Here is a 23,823-nt window from a genome sequence, read left to right on the forward strand (position 1 = left end):
TTCCAGGGACAGGTGCCTTCGTAAGGTGCCTGTCCTTGCTTCATATACAGCGTAGCTCTTTTGTCTATACCATAGGATCGTCTTATCCGCACCGGATCTGACATATCGCCCTCTTGCGCACGGGGTTCATTTTGCTTGGAAAAGGACCGGAAATGTTGGCATTATGCCCTGTGGCTTCATTTGGAGAGCGCTTACAATAGGGGAGTCACTTGCGCAGTGAACGAAAACCAAGGAGGTATCATGATGACTGAAGTTGCGAAAGGAGTTTGGTTCAGGATGTTTCTATGCGTATCGATGCTTGCGTTATCGTTTGACTTTTCGGGTAACGGCTCCGCCGAGGCGGCGCCTGCTTTTGCAAAAGGAGCGGACATCAGCTGGGTTTCCGGTATGGAAGCTCAAGGATATAAGTGGAAGGACAAGGCAGGGGTTCAGCGCGATATTCTGGACATTCTGAAGAACGATTACCAGATCAATTCCGCCCGGATTCGAGTCTGGGTCAATCCCAATATGAATGATAACATGAACGGCTATCTGAATGCGGAAAAAGCCGCCGAGCTGGCCCAGCGTGCCAAGAATAAAGGCATGAGCATTATGCTTACGCTGCATTACAGCGATTCCTGGGCGGACCCGGGACAGCAGAACAAGCCGTATGCCTGGCGTAATTTTACCTTTCAGCAGCTGATGGATGCGGTCTATTCCCATACCGTCTATGTGATGAACACCATGAAGAATAAGGGCGTGACGCCGGATTGGGTACAGGTCGGCAACGAAACCAACAACGGGATGCTGTGGGAGGATGGCAAAGCTTCGGCGAACATGAAGAATTACGCCTGGCTCGTCAATACGGGGCATAATGCAGTGAAGTCCGTCAGCAGCCAGACCAAGACGATCGTTCATTTATCGAATGGCTACGACAATGAATTGTTCAAGTGGAACATTGGCGGCTTGATCAGCAACGGCGCGAACTTTGATATTATCGGCATGTCGCTGTACCCGGAAGCAGGCGATTGGTCATCGAAGGTCGATCAAACGATTGCCAATGCCAAAGACATGACCGCCAGATATGGGAAAAGCATCATGATCAGCGAAATCGGCATGGATTACAATCAGCCCGCGGCAGCCAAGAGCTTTATCCAGAGCATTAAGACCAAGGTAAGAGGCTTAGCGGGAGGTACGGGGCTGGGCGTGTTCTACTGGGAGCCTGAAGCAGCGCCGGGATACAATGCGGGATACAACAAGGGAGCCTGGCAGGCGGACGGGAAGCCGACTATTGCCTTGGAAGGCTTTAAAGACTGAGTGTATTTAACAAGAAGAACCCTGATTCCAAGAAGGAGAAAGGGTTCTTCTCTTTGTTTGTCAGCTCTACTGGCGCACGATTTGTACCTGTTCCGCATGTTTCCCCATTTTACTCAGAAGCCCAATGAGTTGATGTTTCTCTTCCTCATCCAATCCACCCAGGGCATGCTCGATGTGTCGTTCATGCAGGGGGTATAGCTTCTGCATTAATTGCTCTCCGGGCGGAGTCAGCTCGGCGTAAATGACTCTTCTGTCCTCGGGACAGGGTTTGCGGCGCACATAACCTTTTTCAACGAGCTTATCAACTACATAGGTTACGTTTCCGCTCTGCAGGAGCAGCTGTGCCCCGATCTGCTGGATGGGCTGGCGGCCTTTATAGAACAGTACTTCCATTACGGCAAATGAAGTTGGATTAAAGCCTTCGATTTTACTGTTATTCACGACATGTTCGTTGACGCTCTTGAATGACTTGGCAAACACCCGATACAGGTGCATAGCAAGCTGTGTATCGCGTTCATGTGACACCTTCATACATTCTCCCGCCTTTGATATGGACTCATGTCCTGAATTACTTCAAATCTAAGATTACGCTGAAATGAGTAAATTCAACATGTGATTTGTCACAATCCGGCCGAAACATTTTCATTCTCCGCTCGTATCAACTACACCTCCAGCTCGATAAGCCGGAATCAGAGGGATTTAAATGAATGTTTTGCTAAATGCAACGAATCTTTGTCCATCTGCGTAATACTGAGATAAGGATTAACGGATGGGGTGTTAGGATGCATAAGATTCAAGAGAATGAATGGGGTACCGAACCGGTACTGAAGGTGGATATTCAGCAGGCGGGTTACGAACCAGGCCGCCCGCGCATACGGGATATATCGTTTCAAGTGGCACCCGGCGAACTGCTGGGGTTGATCGGTCCGAATGGAGCCGGAAAGAGCACAACCATTAAGACGGTGCTGGGGCTGCTTAAAGATAGTAAAGCCGACGTCTTTATTGCAGGTCAGCCTCCCCGATATGCTTACGTTCCCGAGCAGCCGGTGTTTTATGAGGATTTGACGCTGTGGGAGCATTTGGATTTGGCGGCGGCTGCATTTGGAATGGATGATGAACATTTCGAGAGACAGGCCGATCAGCTTCTCCGTCAGTTTGGAATGGAGCCGGTGCGCAATGAACTGCCGGGAGGCTTCTCCAAAGGAATGAAGCAGAAGATGATGCTGATGATCGGATTTCTCTCCAAGCCGGACGTCTATATTGTAGATGAACCGTTTATTGGATTGGATCCCCGAGCCACCCGAGATTTCTTGAATCTGCTGCTTGAGGAGAGAAGTCGTGGAGCCGGCGTATTGATGTCCACCCATGTGCTGGATACTGCAGAGAAAATTTGCGATCGCTTTGTGCTCATATCCGCAGGCCGGATTGCCTCGGAGGGCACGTTGGATCAAATCCGCCAGGCCGCTGATCTTCCCGGCGCATCGTTGTTTGATTGTTTCGATGCGCTGACATGAGGGAGGGAATGGACATGGATCGATCCTATCATTTTAGCCATCCGGGCTCCCTCTTTTGGCGAAGGGTGACCGCTCATTGGAAGAATCAACGCGACAATCTGGCAACCGTGGTCGACTGGATCGTAATGCTGTATATCATTGTTCCGGGTCTGCTGCTGGGAGGTGGGCTCTACCGCGAGTTATGGACGAGCCCGCTTCCCGGATGGGCCCAGTTCTTTCCGCTGCAGGCGGTGGTAGGTCTTCTGCTCTTTATGTTCTCAGGCAGAGTGCTGCTGTTCCTGGAAGAGGCTGACGTATTGTTTCTTCGCCAGCAGCGAGGCTGGATGAAGGGGTTAATGATCAGGGGCATGGCATACAGTCATACGGTCTCAGCGATCAAGGGATTGGTCGTTACAGTGCTTGCGCTGCCAATTCTGGTCAGGGAACATGAGATAACCGGCATTGCCCTGGTGACCTTGCTGATGATGACGGCTCTATGCGCCTGGTGCGCGAATTTATTAACCGCTATGATTCGCTCTAGCTATAAAGGCTGGCGGAAACATGGAATGACTTATCTCGTACGCTGGCTCTCATTCGGACTGTTAGCGCTGCTTGTTACATTTTGGCTTGAGTCCTATGCTGTATTGTGGGCAGCTGCCTTGATTCTGCTTATGGTGCTGTTTCTTCTTAGCCGCAAGCGGCTTGCCATGCAAGGAACCTTCATCGCAGATGCGCGTGAGGATGCGAAGACAAGGGTCCAGTTGACGGAGAAGCTGCTCGTTCAAGCCGTCGGCAAACCACCAAGTGTACGAAGCAAGACCTGGTTTATGCGCAAGTCCGGCCGATTGTTCAAAGGTACAGTGGAGAAGAGGTTGGCCGATGCGGGGTTAAAGGCGATTTTGCGCCACCCTGAGAGCTTGTTATTGTACATTCAGATTACGCTGGTCGGCATTCCGGCTGTCTGGCTGCCACCGCCGATCATCAAAATCATCGTATACCTTGCTCTGGTATTGATGATGTCGTATTGGCTGAATACAAGATGGGCGGTGTTCGCCAAAGCCGAGTTTATGCAGGTGCTCCCGTTTACGAATCAGCAGCATCGTACGGCTGGCGTCCTCGCGGTCCGAACCTTGCTCGCTCTTCCCGCATTTCTTTATTCGCTCGTGGCTGGGCTAACGCTTTTGCAAGGGGGAATGGGATGGCTCGCCGTGCTTGCACTGACTGTGCTGGCAGTCATGGTTGCGCCATCGCTTATGTCTTGGCCGGTCTACAAAGAGGAGAGACACCCGCAAGAATAATAAAAAGCGCGCTGGAATGCTCCAAGGGATGGGGCATACAGCGCGCTTTTATTCAAGATATCAGAAAGTATAAACTTCGAAGCTAGTGACTTCCTGATATCGCAAGAAAAACCTCATCTAACCGCGGTCTGTCATCTGTGAAAGTACGTCGATATACGTTTTTCTTATAGATATCAGAAAGTATAAACTTCGAAGCTAGTGACTTCCTGATATCGCAAGAAAAACTTCATCTAACTGCGGTCTGTCATCTGTGAAAGTACGTCGATATACGTTTTTCTTATAGATATCAGAAAGTATAAACTTCGAAGCTAGTGACTTCCTGATATCGCAAGAAAAACTTCATCTAACTGCGGTCTGTCATCTGTGAAAGTACGTCGATCGACGTTTTTCTTATAGATATCAGAAAGTATAAACTTCGAAGCTAGTGACTTCCTGATATCGCAAGAAAAACTTCATCTAACTGCGGTCTGTCATCTGTGAAAGTACGTCGATCGACGTTTTTCTTATGATTTACTTACCGCTGCTGCTTCGGCAGCATGCTTGCCTGCCGTATAACCGGTTGCAAAGGCGGCCGTAATATTGTAACCGCCGGTGTATCCGTGAATATCCAGAATTTCACCGCAGAAGAAGAGGCCGGGCATCAGCTTGGATTCCATGCTTTTGGGCTGGATTTCCTTGAGGCTGACGCCGCCGCCTGTCACGAAGGCTTCCTTCAGCGAACGGGTGCCCGACGCGCGGAACGTGAACTTTTTTAGAATCGAGATAAAGGTTGTCAGCGCCGTTTTGGAGATACCGCTGCAGATCATGTCGCTGTCGATGGAGGACTTGGATAGCAGCAGGGGGATCATTCGTTCCGGCAGCATGCCCTTGAGCACGTTTTTGATGCTTTTTCTCGGCTCATCCTCCAGCCGTCCTTTGAGATCGGCCTCAAGCTCAGCTTGAGAGCGATCGGGGAACATATCGATGGCCATGTCCACATTTACGATATCAAACTTCCGCTGCACCTGGCGGATGAACTGACTGCAGCGCAGCGCGATCGGACCGGACACCCCGAAATGGGTGAACAGCATATCTCCCCGGTGGGCAATCACTTTTTTTCCTTTCGGATTCCAGACGGAGAGCTCCACATCCCGCAGTGACAAACCTTGCAGCTCTTTAGAGGCAATAAAAGGCTCGGTGGAGACGATAGGCACTTCGGTTGGATACAGCTCCGTGATCGTATGTCCTGCCGCCTCAGCCCAAGGATACCCGTCCCCCGTCGAACCGGTTTGCGGTACAGACTGTCCGCCGGTTGCAATGATCACGCAGGAAGACTTGATCACTTCCCCGGATTTCAGTTCGATCCCGGCCGTTCGGCCGTTCTCATAGAGAACTTTTTTCACCGGACTGTTTGTCCGGATGTCGGTACCGAGCTCCTTCACTTTGCCAATCAAGGCATTCACGACACTGGAGGCTTTATCCGTCACAGGAAACATGCGCCCATTGTCTTCTTCTTTGAGGCGAATGCCAAGGCCCTCGAAAAAAGACATGATATCCTTATTGTTCCAATGCTGAAAAGCACTATATAGAAAACGGCCGTTTCCCGGGATGTTGGCAATCAATTCATCCTGTTCTTTGGCATTCGTCACATTGCATCTTCCGCCGCCCGATATGCCAAGTTTACGGCCTAGTTTATCTCCTTTGTCAATCAGCAGAACGGAAGCTCCTCTTTCCCCTGCCGCAACACAGGACATCAATCCGGAAGGTCCGCCGCCGACGACAATAATATCATATTCAAGCATGTTTGCTCATAGCTCCTTTGGGGGTATATCAATTAATAGATGAATCTTATTATATAGGATTTTTGCGAATTATCCCAAACCTCATGAATAGGACATAGGATGTAGTTTACCCGGGCTTCGAAAGAGAAATTACAAGATATTGTAATATGATGTCGCCTATGCTTTAATCAGAAATATTAGATGCGTCGTCCAATTGAGGTGATCGATCACTGTGCTGAGCCTATGGAAAGATATTTTGCTGCAAGTTTTGCTGTCTGGTACACTCATCTTTCATCTGCCGCTTCTCCTCGACAGACATCTAAAGTGCCTGAACAAGAAGAATCCGGATGATCTGCTTCGATTTCGCAAACATATTGTCATTGCATGCGGAATCAGCACTGTATTATGTGTCTTGATCTCGGCCATGAACGATTATTACGTACCGATCAACCTTGGGGTAATTCCGTTATTTTTAGGCATATTATATGGAGGTCGTCGTTCAGGGCTATTTCTTGCAGCTGTGTATATCACAAGCCAAGGGCTGATTAATGGTTGGTCCACGATCGGCCTCATCCTGAATATGCTGGTTCTGGGATATTCGCTATTACCTTGGATCACCTCTAATTTCAGGAAAGGCTCCATGACCGAGAAGATTTGTTGGCTGTGGAGCGCGCTTATTCCGGCCATGCTGATTATTGTAGCCTCCCACGCGATTGAAGGAAAGGTTAAGAATGATGCTCTGAATCCGGATACGATATTGGTGACCATTTTGTATATGCTGATCGGCATTTTTTATTCTGGAATGATTGTGTATTGGATCGAATTAACCAATGAGCGTCTGGGCGCGGGCCAATATGATGTGAAGAACAGAGAGTGGTCATCGTTAACCAAAATGATGGAGATGATTCCTTTAGGGATGGTCGCGGTAGATCGAAGCGGCAATATCATCGCCTTTAATCAACCGCTTATCCGCAGCTTTCGAAACGTGTTTCCTAATCTGTCGACCAAGGATGTGATCGGCAGACCGTTGTTTGACTTATTAGATGGCATGATTCAAAAAGAACATCTGCGCAGTCGGTTTCATAGAGCGATAGATGGAATCGAAAGCACCGGTGAGATTATGCGAAGCGCTACCAGGGTGTATTCCACGGGCATTTATCCGCTTATACATAACGAGAACGGCGACATCTTGGGTGCGGTAGGTATTATGGAAGATATTACGGAGCTGGAGCGGCTTCGGACGGAATTTATTAATGTAGAGCGTTTAAGTTTGGTTGGCCAAATGGCGGCAAGCATTACCCATGAAATTCGCAATCCGATGGCTGTCGTGCGTGGATTCTTGCAGCTGATGCAGGAGAAGAGTCCGGATACGCTGGACCATTATTACCGGATTGTCATGGAGGAGCTCGATCGGGCTAACGGTATCATCAGCGATTTTTTATCCCTCGCCCAAAACCGGGTTGCAGAAAAAGAAGAGTGTCACCTGCATGACATTATACATGAGCTCAGTCCCCTCTTGTGGGCTGACGCGAATTTGCGCGGCCAGAGCATTGAGCTGAAACTCGGAACCGAAATTCCCCATCTGCATCTGAATGCCAAGGAGATGAAACAGCTGATTCTGAACCTGTGCCGAAACGGGATGGAGGCTATGGACGACAAGGGGACGTTGACGATCGAAACCCGGGTCGATGGGGATCAGGTCCTGCTTTATGTTGCGGATACAGGAATCGGCATCTCCGAGAATGAGCTGGAGCGTTTGTTTGAGCCTTTCTTTACGACGAAGAGCAAGGGAACGGGGCTGGGACTTGCCCTGTGCATGAGCATTGTACAGCGTCATCACGGGACCATTGATGTGAAGTCGAGGCTAGGGGAAGGAACGGTTTTCATTATTTCCTTTCCCGTCCACTCTTACCTGCAAAGCTTACCGGAAACCGAGAGCGCTGCCGCTTCCGAATAAACGGATTGGTAATTAGGCATTCTAAGGTAGAGCTTAGGGTAAAGGAGGGATTCGGATGAGTAAAAATGATTCCAAACAACAGGAGCAGCAGGAGCGTGAAAACAAAGAGCGCCGTGGCGAGCCCATCGTTGACAAGAAAAAAGATGGGGTAAACTATCCTGCTACCTAGTTCAAAGAATGAAACAATGAAAGACGGGCGGTATCCTATTTTGTGATGCTGCTCGTTTTGTATTTTCTTGCTTTCACTCTTTAGGATTGTATAATATAGATATCGATGAGCTGTTATAATTCGAACAATCTTGTTTATATAAGGAGTGAAGCAGTTATGGGTATGTCTTTTGACCGATATATGCGCGATATGGTTCAACCGATGCGGGATGAGCTGACTAGCTTGGGAATCAAGGAGCTGACAACGCCTGAAGAGGTGGAGGAAGTGCTTCCGGCAGCGAAAGGTACAACGCTGGTCGTTGTAAACTCCGTATGCGGATGCGCAGCTGGGCAAGCACGTCCTGGTGTAGCTATAGCGCTTGAGAATCAGGTGAAGCCGGATCATTTGTATACCGTGTTCGCCGGACAGGATAAGGAAGCAACGGCGAAAGCCCGCGAGTATTTTGCTCCGTATCCTCCATCCTCCCCATCGATTGCGCTGTTGAAGGACGGAGAATTGGTGCATTTTATTGAGCGTCATCAAGTGGAGAATCGTTCTGCAGAAGAAATCGCGGCGGATTTGACCGACGCATTCAATCGCTACTGCCAATAATCCGGCAGTTACATAGGCCCCGAAGCATTCGGCATATTCCGAAGCCGCGGGGCTTTTGTTATAGGAGCACAGCACTTCATAAAAGAGAGAACATACTGAAAGGAGTCATCTATCATGAGCCTACAAGAACAAATTATCGCCGAACTGGGTGTCAAACCTACCATTAATGTGGAGGAAGAGGTACGCAAGCGCGTTAATTTTCTGAAAACCTATGTGAAGAACTCGGGTACTTCCGGATTGCTGATCGCCATTAGCGGCGGGATTGATTCGGCGGTGGCTGCCGGTCTGTGCAAACGGGCTACTGACGAGCTTACGGAGGAGACCGGTAAGGAATACAAGACACTAGGGGTGTTCCAGCCATACGGCGAGCAGGCTGATATTTCCGACAGCTACGCCACGGCGAAGGCCTTCGATTTGAAATATACCGTCGAGACCAATATCGAGGAAGCCGTGAACGAGGTTGCACTGGAGGTAGAGCATGGCCTGAAGAATATCGGCGTCCATAAGCATATGAGCATTCCCGGCAAAGGCAATGTGAAAGCAAGGGTGCGTATGGTGGTACAATATGCGCTGGCATTCGAACAGAATTTGATCGTGGTCGGCACGGATCATGCTTCCGAGGCGATTACCGGCTTCTATACCAAGTGGGGCGATGGAGCAGTGGACATTACGCCGCTGAGTTCCCTGAACAAGCGTCAGGTTCGGATGCTCGCATCCTATTTGGGGGTTCCGCAATCGATTCTGGACAAAGCGCCTTCTGCCGGCCTTTGGGAAGGTCAGACAGACGAGAAAGAGCTCGGAATCAGCTACGAGGATAACAGCGATTATCTGGAAGGCAAGACGATCAATCCTGATGTTCAGCAGAAGCTCGAGAGCTATTACAATAAAACCGCGCACAAGCGCAATACGATTCCAGGCATCTAACATACGAATACCCAGCAAATAGCCTTCCGGAGAAATACCCTCCGGAAGGCTATTTATTTAGCGAGGCACCAGGTTAGGTATACATGATGTTGTAGGTCGGTTTGAGAACGCCGTTGGCATATTGCTTCATATCGACCAGTTCGAGTCTTAGCCGGGGTTTGACACTGCCGAACAACGGAACGCCGTCACCAACTATTACCGGGTTGACCTTTAAGACAAGCTGATCGATCAGTTGATGCTGAAGCAGGCTTCCTGCCAATTCCCCGCCGCCGCACAGCCAGAGCTTACCGTCTGTCCGTTGTTTGAGATTATGGATGTACGGGATGGCGTCCTCCTTGACTAACTCAACTTCATCATTGGATACGAATTCTAATGACCGTGAGAATATATAATGTTTGAGTCCTTTGTAACCAGGTTCACCCGGCTTAGCCCCCATCTTAAATCCAAACTCATAGGTTTTACCGCCCATCAGCACAGCCTCAAACTCCTGAATCTCTGCCAAGAAGTCCGGAACATGCTCCCCATCGAATAAAAAGAGAGTGCGGTCGATCCTCCCATCCATCATGGCTTGATCTGCGATAAAATAGTCAAGCGAAACGGCAACGTGATAAATCAATGAGCCCATAATATGCTTCCCCCTCAATCATGCTATTTTGTACAGTCTATATGGATAAAATTTGAAACACAACAATTTTATTTAATTCATGTTGTTGTAACACTGTTGGTCTCGCGTTGAGGTACATCGACTGATACAATAAGTAGGAGTATATTTTTTTGGACAGGAAGACTGGATCCATGAAGGAGAGCGGACGATTGTGATCTACGGAATCGGACATGACGTGCTGGACATGAAGCGAATGGAGATGTTAATGACAGGCCCGCATGGAGAGAGGTTCATGCAGCGCGTGCTTACGCAGGGCGAGCAGGTCATTGCCGCCGGCAAGGGGGCGAAACGCACGGAGTTTGTTGCCGGGCGCTTTGCTGCCAAAGAGGCGATATCCAAAGCCTTTGGCTCCGGAATCGGGGGTGTAATCGGGTTTCGTGACATCGAAGTGCTGCCGGGTGCTCTTGGCAGGCCTGAGGCACGTTTATCCCAGGAAGCCTGGGACCGCCTTGGAATGGAGGAGTCCGCCCATTATGCGATTCATTTGACGATTTCGCATCAGGCCACGCTGGCTTCCGCTTTTGCCGTGGTTGAGAAGATTTAAGTAAGGATAACGAAGGAGATTACTTATAGATGTATAACAAGGAACACAAACAATACTTCAGCCACGAGCTGCTGGATTGGTATGAGATCAACAAAAGGGATTTGCCATGGCGCAGGCACCGCGATCCCTACTATATATGGGTATCTGAAATTATGCTGCAGCAGACCCGGGTGGACACGGTAATTCCTTACTTCCACCGGTTTATCGAACGGTTTCCAACGATTCAGTCGCTTGCGGATGCGCCGGAGGACGATGTATTGAAATGCTGGGAGGGCCTCGGCTATTATTCCCGGGCACGCAACCTTCAGGCTGCCGCCAGGCAGGTGACAGAGCAGTATGGTGGCGTTATGCCGAGCGGCAAAGAAGAAGTGTCGGGACTTAAAGGCATTGGTCCATATACCTCGGGTGCCATTCGCAGCATCGCATTTAACATTCCTGCCGCAGCAGTGGACGGTAACGTCATGCGTGTGCTGTCCCGCTATTTTTTGATTGAAGAAGATATTATGAAGGTGAAAACCCGGACCAAGATGGAGGATCTGGTGCTGACGCTGGTTCCGAACGGGCGAGCATCGGATTTCACTCAGGCGCTGATGGAACTGGGGGCGTTGATCTGTACGCCGAAGTCTCCTAAATGTCTGGTATGTCCGGTGATGGAGCATTGTACAGCGCGGTTTGAGGGCAAAGAGGAGTCCCTTCCTATTAAGACGAAGGCCAAGCCGCCGCGTCCTGAATACCGCCTTACGGCGATTGTAGAGGGCACCGGCGTGCACGAAGGGAAGATTCTGATCCGTAAGCGTCCATCCACCGGTTTATTGGCAGGGATGTGGGAGCTGCCGCATGTAATTGTATCGACCGAAGGGAGCGGCGTACCGGCCGCGATGTCGGAGGAGACAACGATGAACCGATTGAGGGATGCCCTACTGGAAGAAGGGGTTCCGGTTCTGCCGATCGGCCATGTGATGGACGCTGAGCATACCTTTAGCCATATTCAATGGAATATGGGCGTGTACCGCTGTAAGTGGCACGAGGTTCCGCCGGCAGCCCTGCAAGCAGCAGAGAGTGCAGCGGCTTATGAGACAGGGGAGGAGAACTTTCGCTGGATTCACGTTCATGACATGGAACGTTACGCATTTCCGAATGTGTTCATTCGGATTCTGAACTCGTATTTCTCATCTTGAAGCCGAAAATCCCTTTGGAATGTAACAGCATGATATTGAAATAAAAAGGCTGCTTTCGCGGTAGACAGGGTCTACAGCGGAAAGCAGCCTTTTTGGTATGATATCGGTTTTTAGTTAAGCGATATTATTTCGCGTTATCGTAACGTTTGCCGACTTCTTCCCAGTTTACTACATTCCAGAATGCGGAAATGTAATCAGGGCGTTTGTTTTGATACTTCAGGTAGTAAGCATGCTCCCAAACGTCCAGGCCGAGGAGAGGAGTTTGACCTTCCATGATCGGGCTGTCTTGGTTTGGTGTGCTGGTTACTGCCAGTTTGCCGTCTTTAACAACGAGCCAAGCCCAGCCGCTGCCAAAACGAGTTGTAGCCGCTTTTGCGAAATCTTCTTTGAATTTATCGAAGCCGCCGAGCTCGCTGTTGATGGCATCAGCCAATGCGCCAGTCGGTTGTCCGCCGCCGTTTGGTCCGATAACTTCCCAGAACAGGGAGTGGTTAGCATGGCCGCCGCCGTTGTTGCGAACCGCTGTGCGGATGCTTTCCGGTACAGCGTCAAGGTTAGCGATCAGATCCTCAAGGGATTTGCCTTGAAGCTCAGGAGCGTTCTCAAGAGCAGCGTTCAAGTTGGTTACGTAGGTATTATGGTGGCGATCATGGTGGATCTCCATCGTCTGTGCGTCGATATGAGGCTCGAGCGCGTCGTTTGCGTAAGGAAGTGCTGGTAATTGAAATGCCATAGTAAAAACCTCCTGTAAATTTAGTTTTTGGTTATGATGAAAGGGCCTTCCTTCATCAGGAAGTCTTTATCATCCCGGAACAACGTAATATGTAATCCGGCTACACTACATATATTAAACCGTTTTGGGTGATTAAATCAACTTTTATGTTTGAAAAGTCGACAGAGGGCTAATTTCTTGCACGATGGAACGTTGTTTCAGCGCAATGAATATTAATGGAAAACTTTTCTTTGAAATTTGTCGTTATATATATAGTCTTGAACAAATCTATGATTAAACGTCGATATACAAGGGATATGTCGAGGTAGAAAGGGGTCGGTACATAACATGAATAGTACAAAGCTCAGAGTGGCTGCCATTCTGATGGCTGCCATTCTGGCTGCGGCACCGCAAGTGGAAGCTGCAGCATCTAAGACGCAGCCATCGCAAATCACGAAGTCGACTGCGCAGAAGGGTGCAGCGCTCGCCTGGAGCGTGAAACTTGGCAACAACGTCACGGCAAAGCTTGACCATGCCGACATATGGCAGCAAACCGGCACGAATGTGGCGGTATTTACACTGACTTATAAAAACGGAGGGAAAAGCGCAGCGCGCCTGGTATCTTATTTTCCCAAGGTGGTGCTTCCCGGCGGTTCCGTGACGGCAGCCAATCCCATTTCCAAGGATCTTACCAAGAAGAAGGTAGAACCCGGTCAAAGCCTGAGTGTAACCTACTATGCGAAGACCGATAGCAGCTCCTTGTCCGGCATGAAGCTGGTGATGGACGTATGGAATCCGCAGGTCAAAGGCTACCTGCAGCGTGTCGGAACGTACAGGATGCCGGCCAACTATTCAGCAGCCGTACCATCCGGTTCGAGCTCCAAGCTGCAACTTGGCGGCAGTCCGGTTACCGTACAGGCTGAATCACTGGAGATCATCAAGTACGACGGGAAGGTCATCGCCAAAGTCGGGATGTATATGACGAACCATGGCGGAAAGGTATGGAATGACCGCGGGTTCGAACCGTATTTGGTGACGGGAAGTGGCAGTTCATTCCTTCTGCGTCATGAGGCAGGAGCCGAGGGTGTGCCTGTTCAGCCGAAAGAAAAGAAACTGGTTTATTACATAACAGAAGTTCCCTCCTATCTTAAAACGACCGGTTTGCGTTTCTTGTGGACCGAAAACGATGAAACGCTGAAGCTGTCGTTGCCGGTCGCATCCTTCAAGCTGCCTGCGGCAACAGCACCAAAGTGGGATGTCGCGGCTGGCGCGGCCAAGAAGTTGACCATCAAGGGCATTCCGGTCGATGCCAGAATCCGCCAGGCTTCGCTGCGCGCCGCCGGGGGACAGGGCATATGGAATATCGAGATGGCCTTCAAGAACAAAGGGAAAAAATCGGTGGAAATTCCGGCCTACGAGTATGCGATTAAAGCATCCGAAGGCTCCTTCCATCCTTACACTCCGGATAACAAGGCGGGTTTGACACTCCGTCCCGGGGAAGAGAAAACGATGGTGATGGAAATAACACTTCCGCTTGATCTCAAGCAGGACCGGTTGAAGCTGCAAATGATCGGGGCACCTGGCCCTGTCAGCTCATCCAATCCGCCGGCGAGCTCGGGTGAACCGGGCAGTGAGACGACCACCGAGGTCCAGGAGTCATTGACCCTGCCGATTGCATATTTTGCCATCCCTTACCAAACGGAACGCAAATCATCGATCGGCGTGGAGTACGACGCGCAGACGGCCAAAGGATTTGCGTACACGCTGGAATCCATGCAGCGTCTGCCATGGCAGGATCAGGATCTGATCGTTGCGAAGCTGCGTCTGCGGAATACCCAGGAATCCAAATCGCTGCCGCTGCCTGAGCTTAAAGTAAACGTCACAGCGGACGAAAAAACGACGCTGGCCGGTTCGGAGGTTATTGCGGAGGAGCAGGGTTCCCTGATTCCCCCGGGGTCATCAACCGAGGTATATGTCATGGCGCGAATCCCTTATACCAAGGATATCCGTTCGCTCCGCTTTGAGCTGTTTACGCAGCAGGATACAGCCAAAACGTCGTTCCTTACCATGACCACGTCCGGCATGACGCAGTCGATCAGCACCTTGGAGAAAGGGAAGCCGTATACGGTTACCGCGATTGGTAAGCGCGCAGAGGCGCAGGAACGGCGGACGGTCATCTATGAAGGCGTGGACTCCGATATTGTCTATTCCGAGTTCTTGCTGACCAGCAATGAACAGCGCCGCGTTCAAGCAGCAGTGCTGAAGGGGTATTTCCAAAGCACGGATGGCAAGATCTACGAAGCAGAAACCATTCAGCCGGAAGCCTCGCTTCAGCCGGGATCCAAGCAGTCGATCGTCTTTTGGGCCAGAGTGCCGAAGGGGGCTGCAAGCGAACTGGGGCTTGCTCTGGGTACGGCAATGACCGGAAGCAAGCTTGCGGAGACGGGTAAAGACGCTACCGGTGTCATGGGCGTGAAAAAATTGATGCTGAATCCGATCAGACCAGCCGTAAGCTCCGGACTGACGAACCTCGATTGGTATCCTTACCACGTTTCGGTTACGAAAGCGGTAGGACATCTGCAGGAGGGCAGTTCTTCCATTCCGCTGAATATCACGTTTGATGTAAAACGCAGCGAGAGCATCGTTGCGGCGGACTCCGGCCACAAGTTGATTTTAATCATCAAAGACAGCCTCGGACAGACACAAGAGCGTACGCTCACGCCAGGTACCGATATCCAGGTACCGGGCACCCGGTCGGTGTCGATGGAGCTGTCGGATGAGCAATACAAAAAACTTCGCGGCGGTTGGTTTAACTTAACCCTGGTGGACGAATTCCAGAATGAGCGGATCACGCTCGGCAGCCAAAGCTACAATCTGATATTCACGCCTACTGCAGTTCCTGACGAGGAGAGTTAAATTAAGAACCGGAAAGGAATAGCGAACATGTTGCGTTTGGAAAATGTATCGCACAGCTTTAAGAACGGTAACGAAGTGTTAAAGGTGCTCCATAATATCCAGTTCGAAGTCCAGAAGGGAGAGATGATTGCCCTGCTGGGCAGTTCCGGGTCGGGCAAGTCCACGCTGCTCAACTTAATGGCAGGACTGATGAAGCCGACGGAAGGCCATATTTATATTGCCGATCAGGATATTGTCCAATACGGGGAAAACAAGCTTGCTGTCTTCCGGCGCAAGCATATCGGATTTATTTTTCAGGCCTATGAGCTGATCCCGACGCTCACGGTTCGGGAGAACGTGGAGCTTCCCCTGGTCTTTCAATCCGTTTCTCCGTCCAAGCGCCGCAAGAAAGCGATGGAGCTGCTGGAGATGACGGGGATCGGCGATAAGGCTTCACTGTACCCGTCCCAGTTGTCAGGCGGACAGCAGCAGCGCGTCAGTATTGCGCGCTCGTTGATTACCGAGCCTTCCGTAATTTTTGCGGACGAGCCGACGGGCAACCTGGACACCAAGACGGAAGAAGAAATTATCCGAATTATGATGGCGCTGAATGAGTCCATGAAAACGACGTTTGTCATCGTTACCCATGAGATGGAAGTCGCTGCTCAAATGAAAAAAACGATTATGCTCCGTGACGGTTATTTGGTTCAGCCGGAGGACTATACAACGCCAGCAGCAGGACAACGGGGGCCAAACGCCCCTTCGTCCCTGTCTGGGGTCCCGGTTCATGCGGAGGAGGCAGGTGAGGTCAGCTGATAATTTTAGACAGCATACGGCTGGCATGGGGACAGATCAAACGCCGTAAAGTGGTGACAGCCCTGTGCATGACCGGTATTTCGATTGGATGCGCGGCTATTATCGTAGCGATCAGCATTGGCAACGGCGCCCAAAATTATTTGGAGACGGAAATTATAGGCGGCATGAAGCTTGACGAAATTACGGTGACTCCGCAGGGCTCAAGCGGGCAAGGGGAAGGCGGCGGCCCCGCGGTCGGAGCAGACCGTGGATTGCTGACAGATGATAAGGTTCAGGTGATTCAGGGCTTTGATCATGTCAAATCCGTTATAGCCACTAAGCAGCTCGGGTATTTTAGAGCCATTTCGTCCGACAACCTGATCAACGACGGCTTCAACGTGGTGGCCGTGGACCTGTCAAAGCTCAAAGAGCAGGGTAACAGGTTCAAGGAAGGCGGCCCGCTTGATCAGATCGGTGCTATGGTGCTCAATTACGGGGCAACAACCGGATGGAAGGATGCAGAGACGAGCGAAAGATTGATGAATATGATCAATACCGATCCCAACAATCCGAAGATATGGGAAGAATATCAGATGTATGAGAGCACCGTATCGGAAATGAACGGTAAAAATATTCAGCTGGAGCAGATGGACGGTGACAAGAAACAGCTTAGCCCGCAGCTTTATGTTGGAGGCGTGCTGGACGTGCCTACAGGGAGAGATGCCCAGTTTGCGATCTACGATCGTCAGGCCTATATTTCCTTTGATACGGCGGAATGGCTAACAAATAGTTTGAAACTGCAAAATGGGACAGCTTCGAAACAGCGGGTATACGATAGCCTAACCGTCAAAGTGGATGATCTGCAGCATATTAAACCGCTCGAGGAATTGATCTCAAAGCTTGCGCTTAATGCTAGCGACAATCTGGCTATGCGTGATCAGGTCACTTCCCAATTGGATACATTCAAAGCGATCGCTCTCGGCATCGGCGTATTTATCCTGTTATTGGCCTCGATATCGATCATCGTAGCGATGACGATGTCTACGCATCAGCGCCGCAGACAAATCGGCATCATGAAGGTTCTGGGGGCGAATATGCCGCAAATCCGCAACATGTTCATCGTAGAAGCCAGCCTGCTCGGTTTGCTTGGCGGATTGCTTGGCATCGTATTCGCATTTTTGATCATCAAGGGACTAAATTCATTCATTATGGCTTCGGCGGGCATGTCTGGGCTGCAAATTGCGGTTACGCTGGAGACGCTGCCGATCGGCATTGCATTCGCCGTGATGACCGGAATCTTCTCGGGGATCTATCCGGCGATCAGTGCAGCAAGAACGAACGCACTTCTGGCCATCAAGCGGGATTAGGATAATGAGTTTCGGAAAGGAAGCTAAATCGGTATGATAAAAAAAATCATAAAATGGACGGTTATCGTTGCCGTGCTGGGCTTGGTGGGATATTGGGGATATGGACAGGTGAAACCGAAAGAACCCGAGATTCCCATGATGGAAGAGCCGCAGGTCATCTCATTTCCCGTAACCGAGGAAAGCATCGTCTCGACCGTGCAGGTCAAGGGAACGTCCGAATACGGGCGGGAGACCAATGTGTACGCACCTTTTGAAGCGAAAGTGGAGTCTTGGAACGTAGAGAACGGCCAGCAGATCAAGAAAGGCGATGCGCTTTTTAAATTGGAGCAAACGGCCATTCGCCAGCAGCTTCAGCAGAAGGAAGCCGAGCTGCAGAAGCGGAAGCTGGAGCAGGAGCTGAAGGAGTTCACGTTAAATCAGGACCTCGATAACGCCCCGGCGTTAGGAACGGAGGCCGAGCGCCTTAAAATGCTGGCAGACCAGGAAAATGCTCGGCTGAGCAGTCAGCTGGACGAGGTTACCAACGATATTGAACGCCAGACGCTGGCCGACTTGAATGACAGGCTGAAGAAAGCTACATACCTATCACCTGCAACAGGCCTGTTTCTGTTCGATCCGACGCAGCAGCGGCCGCAATCGGTGACGGCGAACCAGTATATCGGCAAAATCGTCGACCTGGATTCTCTTCGATTAGTGGCATATGTCGGGGAAAACGATATATTCAGCATTAAGCAGGACATGGCGGTTGAAGTAAAGCTGCCGTCCATCAAGGATCTAAAGCTGAAGGGAAAGGTGCTGGAAGTGGCCAAATTTGCCGAGACGACGGCTCAGGAGAAGCAAACCTCCCAGACGCCACAGTTTAAGGTGATCATCTCGCTGCCGAAGGAAGATCGTTTGATCGGCGGGCTGACGCTGAACGGAGATATTGTAACCAAACGAAAAGATAAGGCGGTTGTGGTTCCAAAACTTGCCGTTATGACGGACGGAGGCACCTCCTATGTCATGGTGGACAAGGGAGGCGGTCAGATTGAACGGCAGGATATCGAGACCGGCTTGCAGACGCTGGATAAAGTCGAGGTTGTGTCAGGGCTGAAAGTGGGCGACACCGTCGTTCTCCAGTAAATATCATGAACGAAAACACAGCGTTGCTCAAAGGCATATAGCCTAGAGAACGCTGTTGTTTTTTTACTTGCCTATATCAACGATAGGACTGGGAAAGTCCGGTTATTTTATTAAACTATAGATCTCAATCAGAAAGAAAAGGCTTGGAAATTCATGGGTGTGATTTTAACAGTGAGCTAATGGTTTAACAGCAGGAAACAAACCTGCTATTCAACAAAAATATGGAATATTATCCAGCTAAAAAGATGAAAACGCTTCATATAAAGCGCTTTCAGAAGAAAACTCGTGAATTTACGAGAAAGATGTGGTTTAATGGACAAGGAAAGAGGATTTTCGGGTTTTTTGTAGTAACATAAATGTCAGGTTTGCGTTAACGGAATACTAGATTTTTGTAAACCGGGTAAACCGCATCATGCTAACGAAAAGGGAGATTTTGAAATGCATGTTCGTTCCTTTCAGTTGAGTGACTGTAACCCCGTAACCGAGCTTCTGCAGATTGCTTTATCGGAAGAATGCTACGAAAACACGATGGAGCCCTTCTCCAGACAGCTTGCTTGGGACTCCGATCTGATTATGGTGGCTGAAGAAAACGGTGAAATCGTTGGTGCCTTAATCGGTACGATCGAACGCAATCATGGTTGTTATTACCGCATTGCCATTCATCCCGACTACCGCAGAAAAGGGATTGGCAAAGCATTGATTTCGGCAATGGAACAGCGTTTTCAATCACGGAAAGTCAGTCGGATCATGGTAGCCGGAGACGAGCACAACGCCGCAGCCATGCCATTTTATGAAGCTATGGGATACGGTGCCAGCCAAATCCTGCGGTCGTTCCAGAAGCTCAGTATCCTTGGTCAATAGTAGTCATGACGAGAGCGGTACATACGAGCGGGCGCAAACGGCGGCCTTAAGCTTCGACAGAGATAAGAAACGACATTTTTTCGATATGAAGCATATCTTTCAGCCGTTGCAAATGGGTGGGAGATATGCTTTTCTATTAATGTACCTTTTTTGAAGGTGCCGCCTTTGATACCCGAAGGCGAAATCGAAGTAAAGTAGGTGTAGCATGGGACAAGTGATTTCTCCGGATTCAACTGAGCAGGGCGAGAACAACGGACCTCAGAATCAACCTGACAAGAAGAACAGCTGGGCTGCCGAGCTTTGGGATTGGGTAAAGACGATTGCGATTGCATTTGTTATTATGGTGCTTCTAAATATGTTTGTGTTCAACCTTTCTATGGTTAAAGGTGAATCTATGCAGCCGACACTGGTAGCATCGGAGCGGCTGTTTATTAATAAAGTGGTATATCGCTTTGCCGAACCGAGCCATGGCGATGTCATTGTGCTTAAGGACCCGAGCGATGGCCCGGATAAGAAGGAGTTTCTTGTAAAGCGTGTCGTTGGCGTACCTGGGGACACCATTGAGGTAAAGGACCAGAAGCTGTACGTAAACGGAGTTGCACAGCAGGAAGGATATACCGATGTCCCGATCGAGGACCCGGGCTTTGAGCCCATAACCCTGGAAGAGGGCCGCTACTTCGTTATGGGAGATAACCGCCATCTTGGAAAGAGCAAGGACAGCCGCATGTTCGGCAGCGTGAAGGAAAGCGACATCGTGGGCAGGGCTGAATTTATTTTCTGGCCGTTGTCCGAGATCAAAAAGCTGTAGCTGAAAAGACAGAACATCATCCCAGGAAAGGAGGCGCTGGAGAATGACCTACACACTCGGCTCGTATGCTCCTCCGCCTTCGGTATGGGAGGAGCTTAAGCAGGAGCTTAAGACCGTTGCACCGGAGCTTGGCATTGATGATATCGGCTTTGCTTCGGCGGAGCCGTTCGAATCCTTGAAGGGAATATTGCAAAACCATCGGGATAAAGGGTATGAGTCGGGCTTTGAGGAGTCCGATCTGGATAAGCGGGTTACTCCGGCCCTTCCCGGTACGAAGCCGAAGTCCCTGATCGCCATTGCAATAACGTACCACTCCAAGATGGAGAACCCGCCTAAATCAGAGCCTGGCAAGTACAGGGGGATTATGGCGCGGTCTGCATGGGGAAGGGATTATCATCAGGTTCTCCGCGAGGCCATGAGCCGCCTGGAGGAATACATTAAAGAACGCGTGCCGGATGCGAAGCTTGAAAGTATGGTGGACACGGGCGCGCTTGTTGACCGGGCGGTTTCGCAGCGAGCGGGGATTGGTTTTAGCGCTAAGAACTGCGCCATCATCTCTCCGAAGTTCGGTTCCTGGATATTCCTCGGCGAAATGGTAACCAATATTCCGTTTCCGCCGGATACGCCGGTAACCGAGGACTGCGGGGAGTGCACCAAGTGCATTGACGCTTGCCCAACCGGCGCGCTTGTCGGTCCCGGGCAGCTGAATGCCCAGCGCTGCGTTTCTTTTCTAACCCAGACCAAAGGGTTTCTGGACGAAGAAGCCATGCGCAAGATCGGTAACCGGCTGTACGGCTGTGATACCTGTCAAATTGTTTGTCCGAAGAACCGGGGCAAGAATTGGACTCATCAAGAGGACTTTAAGCCCGATCCTGAAAAAGCTAAGCCGCTGCTCCTGCCCATCCTGGATATGACCAACCGGGAATTCAAGGAGGCATTTGGAGATACTTCGGCCGCTTGGCGCGGCCGAAAGCCGATTCAGCGCAATGCTGTCATCGCGCTTGGCAACTTTAAAGATATTTCAGCCGTACCGAAGCTGAGCGAGGTACTGCTGAAAGACCCGCGTCCGGAGCTGCGGGGAACCGCTGCATGGGCTCTGGGCCGTATTGGAGGCGAAGAAGCGTTGAACAACTTAGAGAAAAGCATGAAATCAGAAGGGGATTCCCAAGTACGAGATATGCTGCAGCAAGCCTTGAATAAACTGAATACACCGAGTGAGAAAGAAGCGCCTGCCGGAGCTGCGGCTGATGCTTCTTCCGCTGGCACTCCTGCTGCGGGTTCCTCTAATGGGGACAAACCAGAACAGGAGAGTCCTGTTATTCAGGGAGTTGAGCCGATGGCCATCCCTGAAGGAGGACCGGAAATGCTGTATTACGATGAACTTCAATCTCCGATTGGACCGCTGACGGTCTGCGCAACGGAGAAGGGATTATGTCTTATTGAATTTGGCAGCTTCTATGTGAAGGAAGCGGTCATCCAGCAGTGGTCACGGACCTGGGCCGGTAACGGCGGCTACCAGCGTGACGAGGCAAGGTTAGCTCCTGCGATCACGCAGTTGAAGCAGTATTTTGCAGGGGAGCTAAAGGCGTTCGACGTACAGCTGGACATGCGCGGAACCTCATTCCAATTGCAGGTGTGGGAAGCGCTGAAGTCCATTCCTTATGGAACGGTGTGTTCCTATAAGGATGTAGCCGAATCCATCGGGCGTCCTAAAGCGGTTCGTGCCGTAGGCGGAGCGAACAACAAGAACCCGGTCCCGATCATCGTGCCATGTCATCGTGTGGTAGGTGCTGACGGAGCTCTCATCGGATATGCCGGCGGGCCGGAGATCAAACGCACTCTGTTAACAATTGAAGGAGCTATGCCAGGCCGAAAAGGGTCGTAAAGGATACAATATCCATGACTAGGGCCGCTCGCTGCCAAGTATCCGTTATTTTCATTTGCTGTGGCGAAAAGGACATGCTATGATAGGTTCGTATATGCGCCATTAAATGGTAAATATTAGTATAGTAGAAGGTGGTCAAGTGATGGATATAGTCATTCCGATTATTACATTGATCGTGGGTCTGGTTGGCGGATTTTTTATCGGCGTATTCTATCTCCGCAAGCAATTGGAGAAGATGCAGAACGATCCGCAAATGCTGCAGAAGATGGCAAAACAAATGGGCTATAACATGAACAGCAAGCAAATGCAGCGCGCACAGCAAATGATGAAAAATCAGCCTATGCCGGGTAAAGGGCAAGGCCGTAAACGCAAATCATAATGAAAAAAAGCCCGCTCCCGTCTAAATGAAATGACGGAGGGGCATTTCTATTTAAAAAGGCCGCTAACAGCGGCTATAAGTTAACCGTTTGCTTTTTCTATGGAACGAAAAAGGGGGATGTACCGTGGCGGGTGTAAAGGATTATGTGAACAATAAAGTAGGCGATAACCGGGAGCAGATCGAGTATCATGTAGAGCAAATATTGAAACTGATCGGTGAAGATCCCCAGCGTGAGGGACTCCTTGAGACACCGGCCCGTGTAACGCGGATGTATGAGGAGATCTTTGCGGGATACGAAGTGGATCCCAAGGATGTCCTCGGGGTTACCTTTGACGAGAATCATGAGGAATTGGTTATCGTGAAGGATATCGTATATTACAGCCAGTGCGAGCATCATATGGCGCCGTTCTTTGGCAAAGTCCATATCGGTTATGTCCCTAGCGGCAAAATCGCCGGTTTGAGCAAGCTGGCGCGTCTGGTAGAGGCGGTTACCCGCCGTCTTCAGGTGCAGGAGCGCATCACCTCGCAGATCGCTGACATTATGGTGGAGGCGCTGCAGCCAAACGGCGTGATGGTCGTTGTGGAAGGCGAGCATCTGTGCATGTGCGCGCGCGGTGTGAAGAAGCCGGGCAGCAAAACGGTCACGTCAGCTGTACGCGGTACCTTCCAGAGTGATTCTGCACAGCGTTCAGAATTTCTGTCTTTGATTAAAGACTAAGCAGGAACCAGACAATTGCAAAAGGCTTCGCCCACGGAGGCGAAGCCTTTTTTTGTGCTCAGCAACGAATGTGAACTCATATGTTAATCGATGCAAGGCAAGGGCTTCTTAAGAGGCCCCATCCACTTGTTTCATATACTGCACATATTGGATGAGTGCTTGTTTTTGCTCCTCGATATCCCGGATGCGGCGGGACATCTCCATGAAGAAGGTTTCAATCTGATCGCGCAGCACATTGGCGGATTGTCCCTTCCAATCCTGCAGACGGGCGTACATGACCCGTGCCTCCTGTTCGTCGGCCCGAATGGCTGCCAGCAGTCCTGATAGCTCGCGTTCGGCCTGAAGCAAATCATCCAGCTCCAGCAGAATCTCTCGACTCATCTCCATCCCTCCCGGTAGTTTTCGTA

General features: G+C 50.4%; 22 protein-coding genes. 17 read left to right on the top strand and 5 right to left on the bottom strand.

Going from position 1 to position 23,823, the window contains the following annotated elements; all coding sequences use genetic code 11:
* Window positions 1-276: 276 nt before the first annotated feature.
* On the top strand, window positions 277-1,296 hold the full coding sequence (locus MKX98_RS04355) for a glycosyl hydrolase 53 family protein (protein ID WP_339224311.1): 1,020 nt from the start codon (window positions 277-279) through the stop codon (window positions 1,294-1,296).
* 66 nt (window positions 1,297-1,362) lie between these two features.
* On the opposite strand, the gene MKX98_RS04360 is transcribed toward MKX98_RS04355, so the two are convergent.
* Window positions 1,363-1,827 carry a MarR family transcriptional regulator gene (locus MKX98_RS04360; protein ID WP_194540890.1) on the bottom strand — a complete coding sequence of 155 codons (465 nt, stop codon included), beginning with the start codon at window positions 1,825-1,827 and terminating at the stop codon, window positions 1,363-1,365.
* Window positions 1,828-2,078: 251 nt separating this feature from the next.
* Here MKX98_RS04360 and MKX98_RS04365 point away from each other — a divergent pair, with 251 nt between their 5' ends.
* Together MKX98_RS04365 and MKX98_RS04370 are read left to right on the top strand one after the other, a co-directional pair.
* On the top strand, window positions 2,079-2,810 hold the full coding sequence (locus MKX98_RS04365; RefSeq protein WP_194540891.1) for an ABC transporter ATP-binding protein: 732 nt from the start codon (window positions 2,079-2,081) through the stop codon (window positions 2,808-2,810).
* Window positions 2,811-2,824: 14 nt separating this feature from the next.
* Window positions 2,825-4,087: an ABC transporter permease gene (locus MKX98_RS04370; protein WP_339221607.1), complete on the top strand. Its 1,263-nt coding sequence runs from the start codon at window positions 2,825-2,827 to the stop codon at window positions 4,085-4,087.
* Window positions 4,088-4,590: 503 nt separating this feature from the next.
* Here MKX98_RS04370 and MKX98_RS04375 read toward each other — a convergent pair.
* The gene (locus MKX98_RS04375) at window positions 4,591-5,868 is read right to left on the bottom strand and encodes an NAD(P)/FAD-dependent oxidoreductase (protein WP_339221608.1); all 1,278 of its coding nucleotides are present in this window, start codon (window positions 5,866-5,868) and stop codon (window positions 4,591-4,593) included.
* Window positions 5,869-6,079: 211 nt separating this feature from the next.
* Here MKX98_RS04375 and MKX98_RS04380 point away from each other — a divergent pair, with 211 nt between their 5' ends.
* The 3 genes from MKX98_RS04380 to nadE all read left to right on the top strand — a co-directional run bounded on the left by MKX98_RS04380 (window position 6,080) and on the right by nadE (window position 9,488).
* Window positions 6,080-7,804, top strand: a complete 1,725-nt coding sequence (locus MKX98_RS04380) for an ATP-binding protein (protein WP_194540894.1) — start codon at window positions 6,080-6,082, stop codon at window positions 7,802-7,804.
* Window positions 7,805-8,129: 325 nt separating this feature from the next.
* Complete coding sequence (locus tag MKX98_RS04385) at window positions 8,130-8,564, top strand: BrxA/BrxB family bacilliredoxin (protein WP_071220893.1); 435 nt, start codon at window positions 8,130-8,132, stop codon at window positions 8,562-8,564.
* A gap of 114 nt (window positions 8,565-8,678) precedes the next feature.
* On the top strand, window positions 8,679-9,488 hold the full coding sequence (nadE, locus tag MKX98_RS04390; RefSeq protein ID WP_339221611.1) for an ammonia-dependent NAD(+) synthetase: 810 nt from the start codon (window positions 8,679-8,681) through the stop codon (window positions 9,486-9,488).
* A gap of 73 nt (window positions 9,489-9,561) precedes the next feature.
* On the opposite strand, the gene MKX98_RS04395 is transcribed toward nadE, so the two are convergent.
* Complete coding sequence (locus tag MKX98_RS04395; RefSeq protein ID WP_339221613.1) at window positions 9,562-10,113, bottom strand: dihydrofolate reductase family protein; 552 nt, start codon at window positions 10,111-10,113, stop codon at window positions 9,562-9,564.
* 190 nt (window positions 10,114-10,303) lie between these two features.
* Between MKX98_RS04395 and acpS the strand changes: the two genes are divergently transcribed.
* Both acpS and mutY read left to right on the top strand, forming a co-directional pair.
* A complete protein-coding gene (gene acpS / locus MKX98_RS04400) occupies window positions 10,304-10,696 on the top strand; it encodes a holo-ACP synthase (protein ID WP_220686571.1) in 393 nt (130 codons plus the stop codon).
* 29 nt (window positions 10,697-10,725) lie between these two features.
* Window positions 10,726-11,874 (top strand): A/G-specific adenine glycosylase, encoded by a 1,149-nt coding sequence (gene mutY, locus MKX98_RS04405; RefSeq protein ID WP_339221616.1) that lies wholly within the window; start codon window positions 10,726-10,728, stop codon window positions 11,872-11,874.
* Window positions 11,875-11,998: 124 nt separating this feature from the next.
* Here mutY and MKX98_RS04410 read toward each other — a convergent pair whose 3' ends face one another.
* A complete protein-coding gene (locus MKX98_RS04410) occupies window positions 11,999-12,607 on the bottom strand; it encodes a superoxide dismutase (RefSeq protein WP_100540176.1) in 609 nt (202 codons plus the stop codon).
* A gap of 327 nt (window positions 12,608-12,934) precedes the next feature.
* Between MKX98_RS04410 and MKX98_RS04415 the strand changes: the two genes are divergently transcribed.
* The 9 genes from MKX98_RS04415 (at window position 12,935) to folE (ending at window position 23,416) form a co-directional block, all read left to right on the top strand.
* Window positions 12,935-15,502: a hypothetical protein gene (locus MKX98_RS04415; RefSeq protein WP_194540899.1), complete on the top strand. Its 2,568-nt coding sequence runs from the start codon at window positions 12,935-12,937 to the stop codon at window positions 15,500-15,502.
* A gap of 27 nt (window positions 15,503-15,529) precedes the next feature.
* Window positions 15,530-16,297, top strand: a complete 768-nt coding sequence (locus tag MKX98_RS04420) for an ABC transporter ATP-binding protein (protein ID WP_339221623.1) — start codon at window positions 15,530-15,532, stop codon at window positions 16,295-16,297.
* 53 nt (window positions 16,298-16,350) lie between these two features.
* Window positions 16,351-17,643 carry an ABC transporter permease gene (locus MKX98_RS04425; protein WP_339221625.1) on the top strand — a complete coding sequence of 431 codons (1,293 nt, stop codon included), beginning with the start codon at window positions 16,351-16,353 and terminating at the stop codon, window positions 17,641-17,643.
* 33 nt (window positions 17,644-17,676) lie between these two features.
* A complete protein-coding gene (locus MKX98_RS04430) occupies window positions 17,677-18,765 on the top strand; it encodes an efflux RND transporter periplasmic adaptor subunit (protein WP_194540902.1) in 1,089 nt (362 codons plus the stop codon).
* Window positions 18,766-19,203: 438 nt separating this feature from the next.
* Entirely contained in the window at window positions 19,204-19,626 is a 423-nt protein-coding gene (locus MKX98_RS04435) for a GNAT family N-acetyltransferase (RefSeq protein ID WP_012819018.1), read from the top strand.
* A gap of 205 nt (window positions 19,627-19,831) precedes the next feature.
* Window positions 19,832-20,434 (top strand): signal peptidase I, encoded by a 603-nt coding sequence (lepB, locus tag MKX98_RS04440; protein ID WP_339221630.1) that lies wholly within the window; start codon window positions 19,832-19,834, stop codon window positions 20,432-20,434.
* 43 nt (window positions 20,435-20,477) lie between these two features.
* Window positions 20,478-22,319: a tRNA epoxyqueuosine(34) reductase QueG gene (gene queG, locus MKX98_RS04445; RefSeq protein WP_260069321.1), complete on the top strand. Its 1,842-nt coding sequence runs from the start codon at window positions 20,478-20,480 to the stop codon at window positions 22,317-22,319.
* 142 nt (window positions 22,320-22,461) lie between these two features.
* Window positions 22,462-22,698: a YneF family protein gene (locus tag MKX98_RS04450; RefSeq protein WP_009594912.1), complete on the top strand. Its 237-nt coding sequence runs from the start codon at window positions 22,462-22,464 to the stop codon at window positions 22,696-22,698.
* 124 nt (window positions 22,699-22,822) lie between these two features.
* Entirely contained in the window at window positions 22,823-23,416 is a 594-nt protein-coding gene (gene folE / locus MKX98_RS04455) for a GTP cyclohydrolase I FolE (RefSeq protein WP_071220880.1), read from the top strand.
* A gap of 108 nt (window positions 23,417-23,524) precedes the next feature.
* Here the strand turns inward: folE and MKX98_RS04460 are convergent, their stop codons facing one another.
* Complete coding sequence (locus MKX98_RS04460) at window positions 23,525-23,797, bottom strand: hypothetical protein (RefSeq protein WP_194540905.1); 273 nt, start codon at window positions 23,795-23,797, stop codon at window positions 23,525-23,527.
* Window positions 23,798-23,823 lie beyond the last annotated feature (26 nt).

It is taken from the genome of Paenibacillus sp. FSL W7-1332 (assembly GCF_037969785.1).
GTDB lineage: Bacteria > Bacillota > Bacilli > Paenibacillales > Paenibacillaceae > Paenibacillus_AQ.

Coding starts and splice junctions, on each gene's coding strand:
- MKX98_RS04355 (WP_339224311.1), top strand. CDS start 277: ATGTTTCTATGCGTATCGATGCTTGCGTTATCGTTTGACTTTTCGGGT.
- MKX98_RS04360 (WP_194540890.1), bottom strand. CDS start 1,827: ATGAAGGTGTCACATGAACGCGATACACAGCTTGCTATGCACCTGTAT.
- MKX98_RS04365 (WP_194540891.1), top strand. CDS start 2,079: ATGCATAAGATTCAAGAGAATGAATGGGGTACCGAACCGGTACTGAAG.
- MKX98_RS04370 (WP_339221607.1), top strand. CDS start 2,825: ATGGATCGATCCTATCATTTTAGCCATCCGGGCTCCCTCTTTTGGCGA.
- MKX98_RS04375 (WP_339221608.1), bottom strand. CDS start 5,868: ATGCTTGAATATGATATTATTGTCGTCGGCGGCGGACCTTCCGGATTG.
- MKX98_RS04385 (WP_071220893.1), top strand. CDS start 8,130: ATGGGTATGTCTTTTGACCGATATATGCGCGATATGGTTCAACCGATG.
- nadE (WP_339221611.1), top strand. CDS start 8,679: ATGAGCCTACAAGAACAAATTATCGCCGAACTGGGTGTCAAACCTACC.
- MKX98_RS04395 (WP_339221613.1), bottom strand. CDS start 10,113: ATGGGCTCATTGATTTATCACGTTGCCGTTTCGCTTGACTATTTTATC.
- mutY (WP_339221616.1), top strand. CDS start 10,726: ATGTATAACAAGGAACACAAACAATACTTCAGCCACGAGCTGCTGGAT.
- MKX98_RS04410 (WP_100540176.1), bottom strand. CDS start 12,607: ATGGCATTTCAATTACCAGCACTTCCTTACGCAAACGACGCGCTCGAG.
- MKX98_RS04415 (WP_194540899.1), top strand. CDS start 12,935: ATGAATAGTACAAAGCTCAGAGTGGCTGCCATTCTGATGGCTGCCATT.
- MKX98_RS04420 (WP_339221623.1), top strand. CDS start 15,530: ATGTTGCGTTTGGAAAATGTATCGCACAGCTTTAAGAACGGTAACGAA.
- MKX98_RS04430 (WP_194540902.1), top strand. CDS start 17,677: ATGATAAAAAAAATCATAAAATGGACGGTTATCGTTGCCGTGCTGGGC.
- MKX98_RS04435 (WP_012819018.1), top strand. CDS start 19,204: ATGCATGTTCGTTCCTTTCAGTTGAGTGACTGTAACCCCGTAACCGAG.
- lepB (WP_339221630.1), top strand. CDS start 19,832: ATGGGACAAGTGATTTCTCCGGATTCAACTGAGCAGGGCGAGAACAAC.
- queG (WP_260069321.1), top strand. CDS start 20,478: ATGACCTACACACTCGGCTCGTATGCTCCTCCGCCTTCGGTATGGGAG.
- MKX98_RS04450 (WP_009594912.1), top strand. CDS start 22,462: ATGGATATAGTCATTCCGATTATTACATTGATCGTGGGTCTGGTTGGC.
- MKX98_RS04460 (WP_194540905.1), bottom strand. CDS start 23,797: ATGAGTCGAGAGATTCTGCTGGAGCTGGATGATTTGCTTCAGGCCGAA.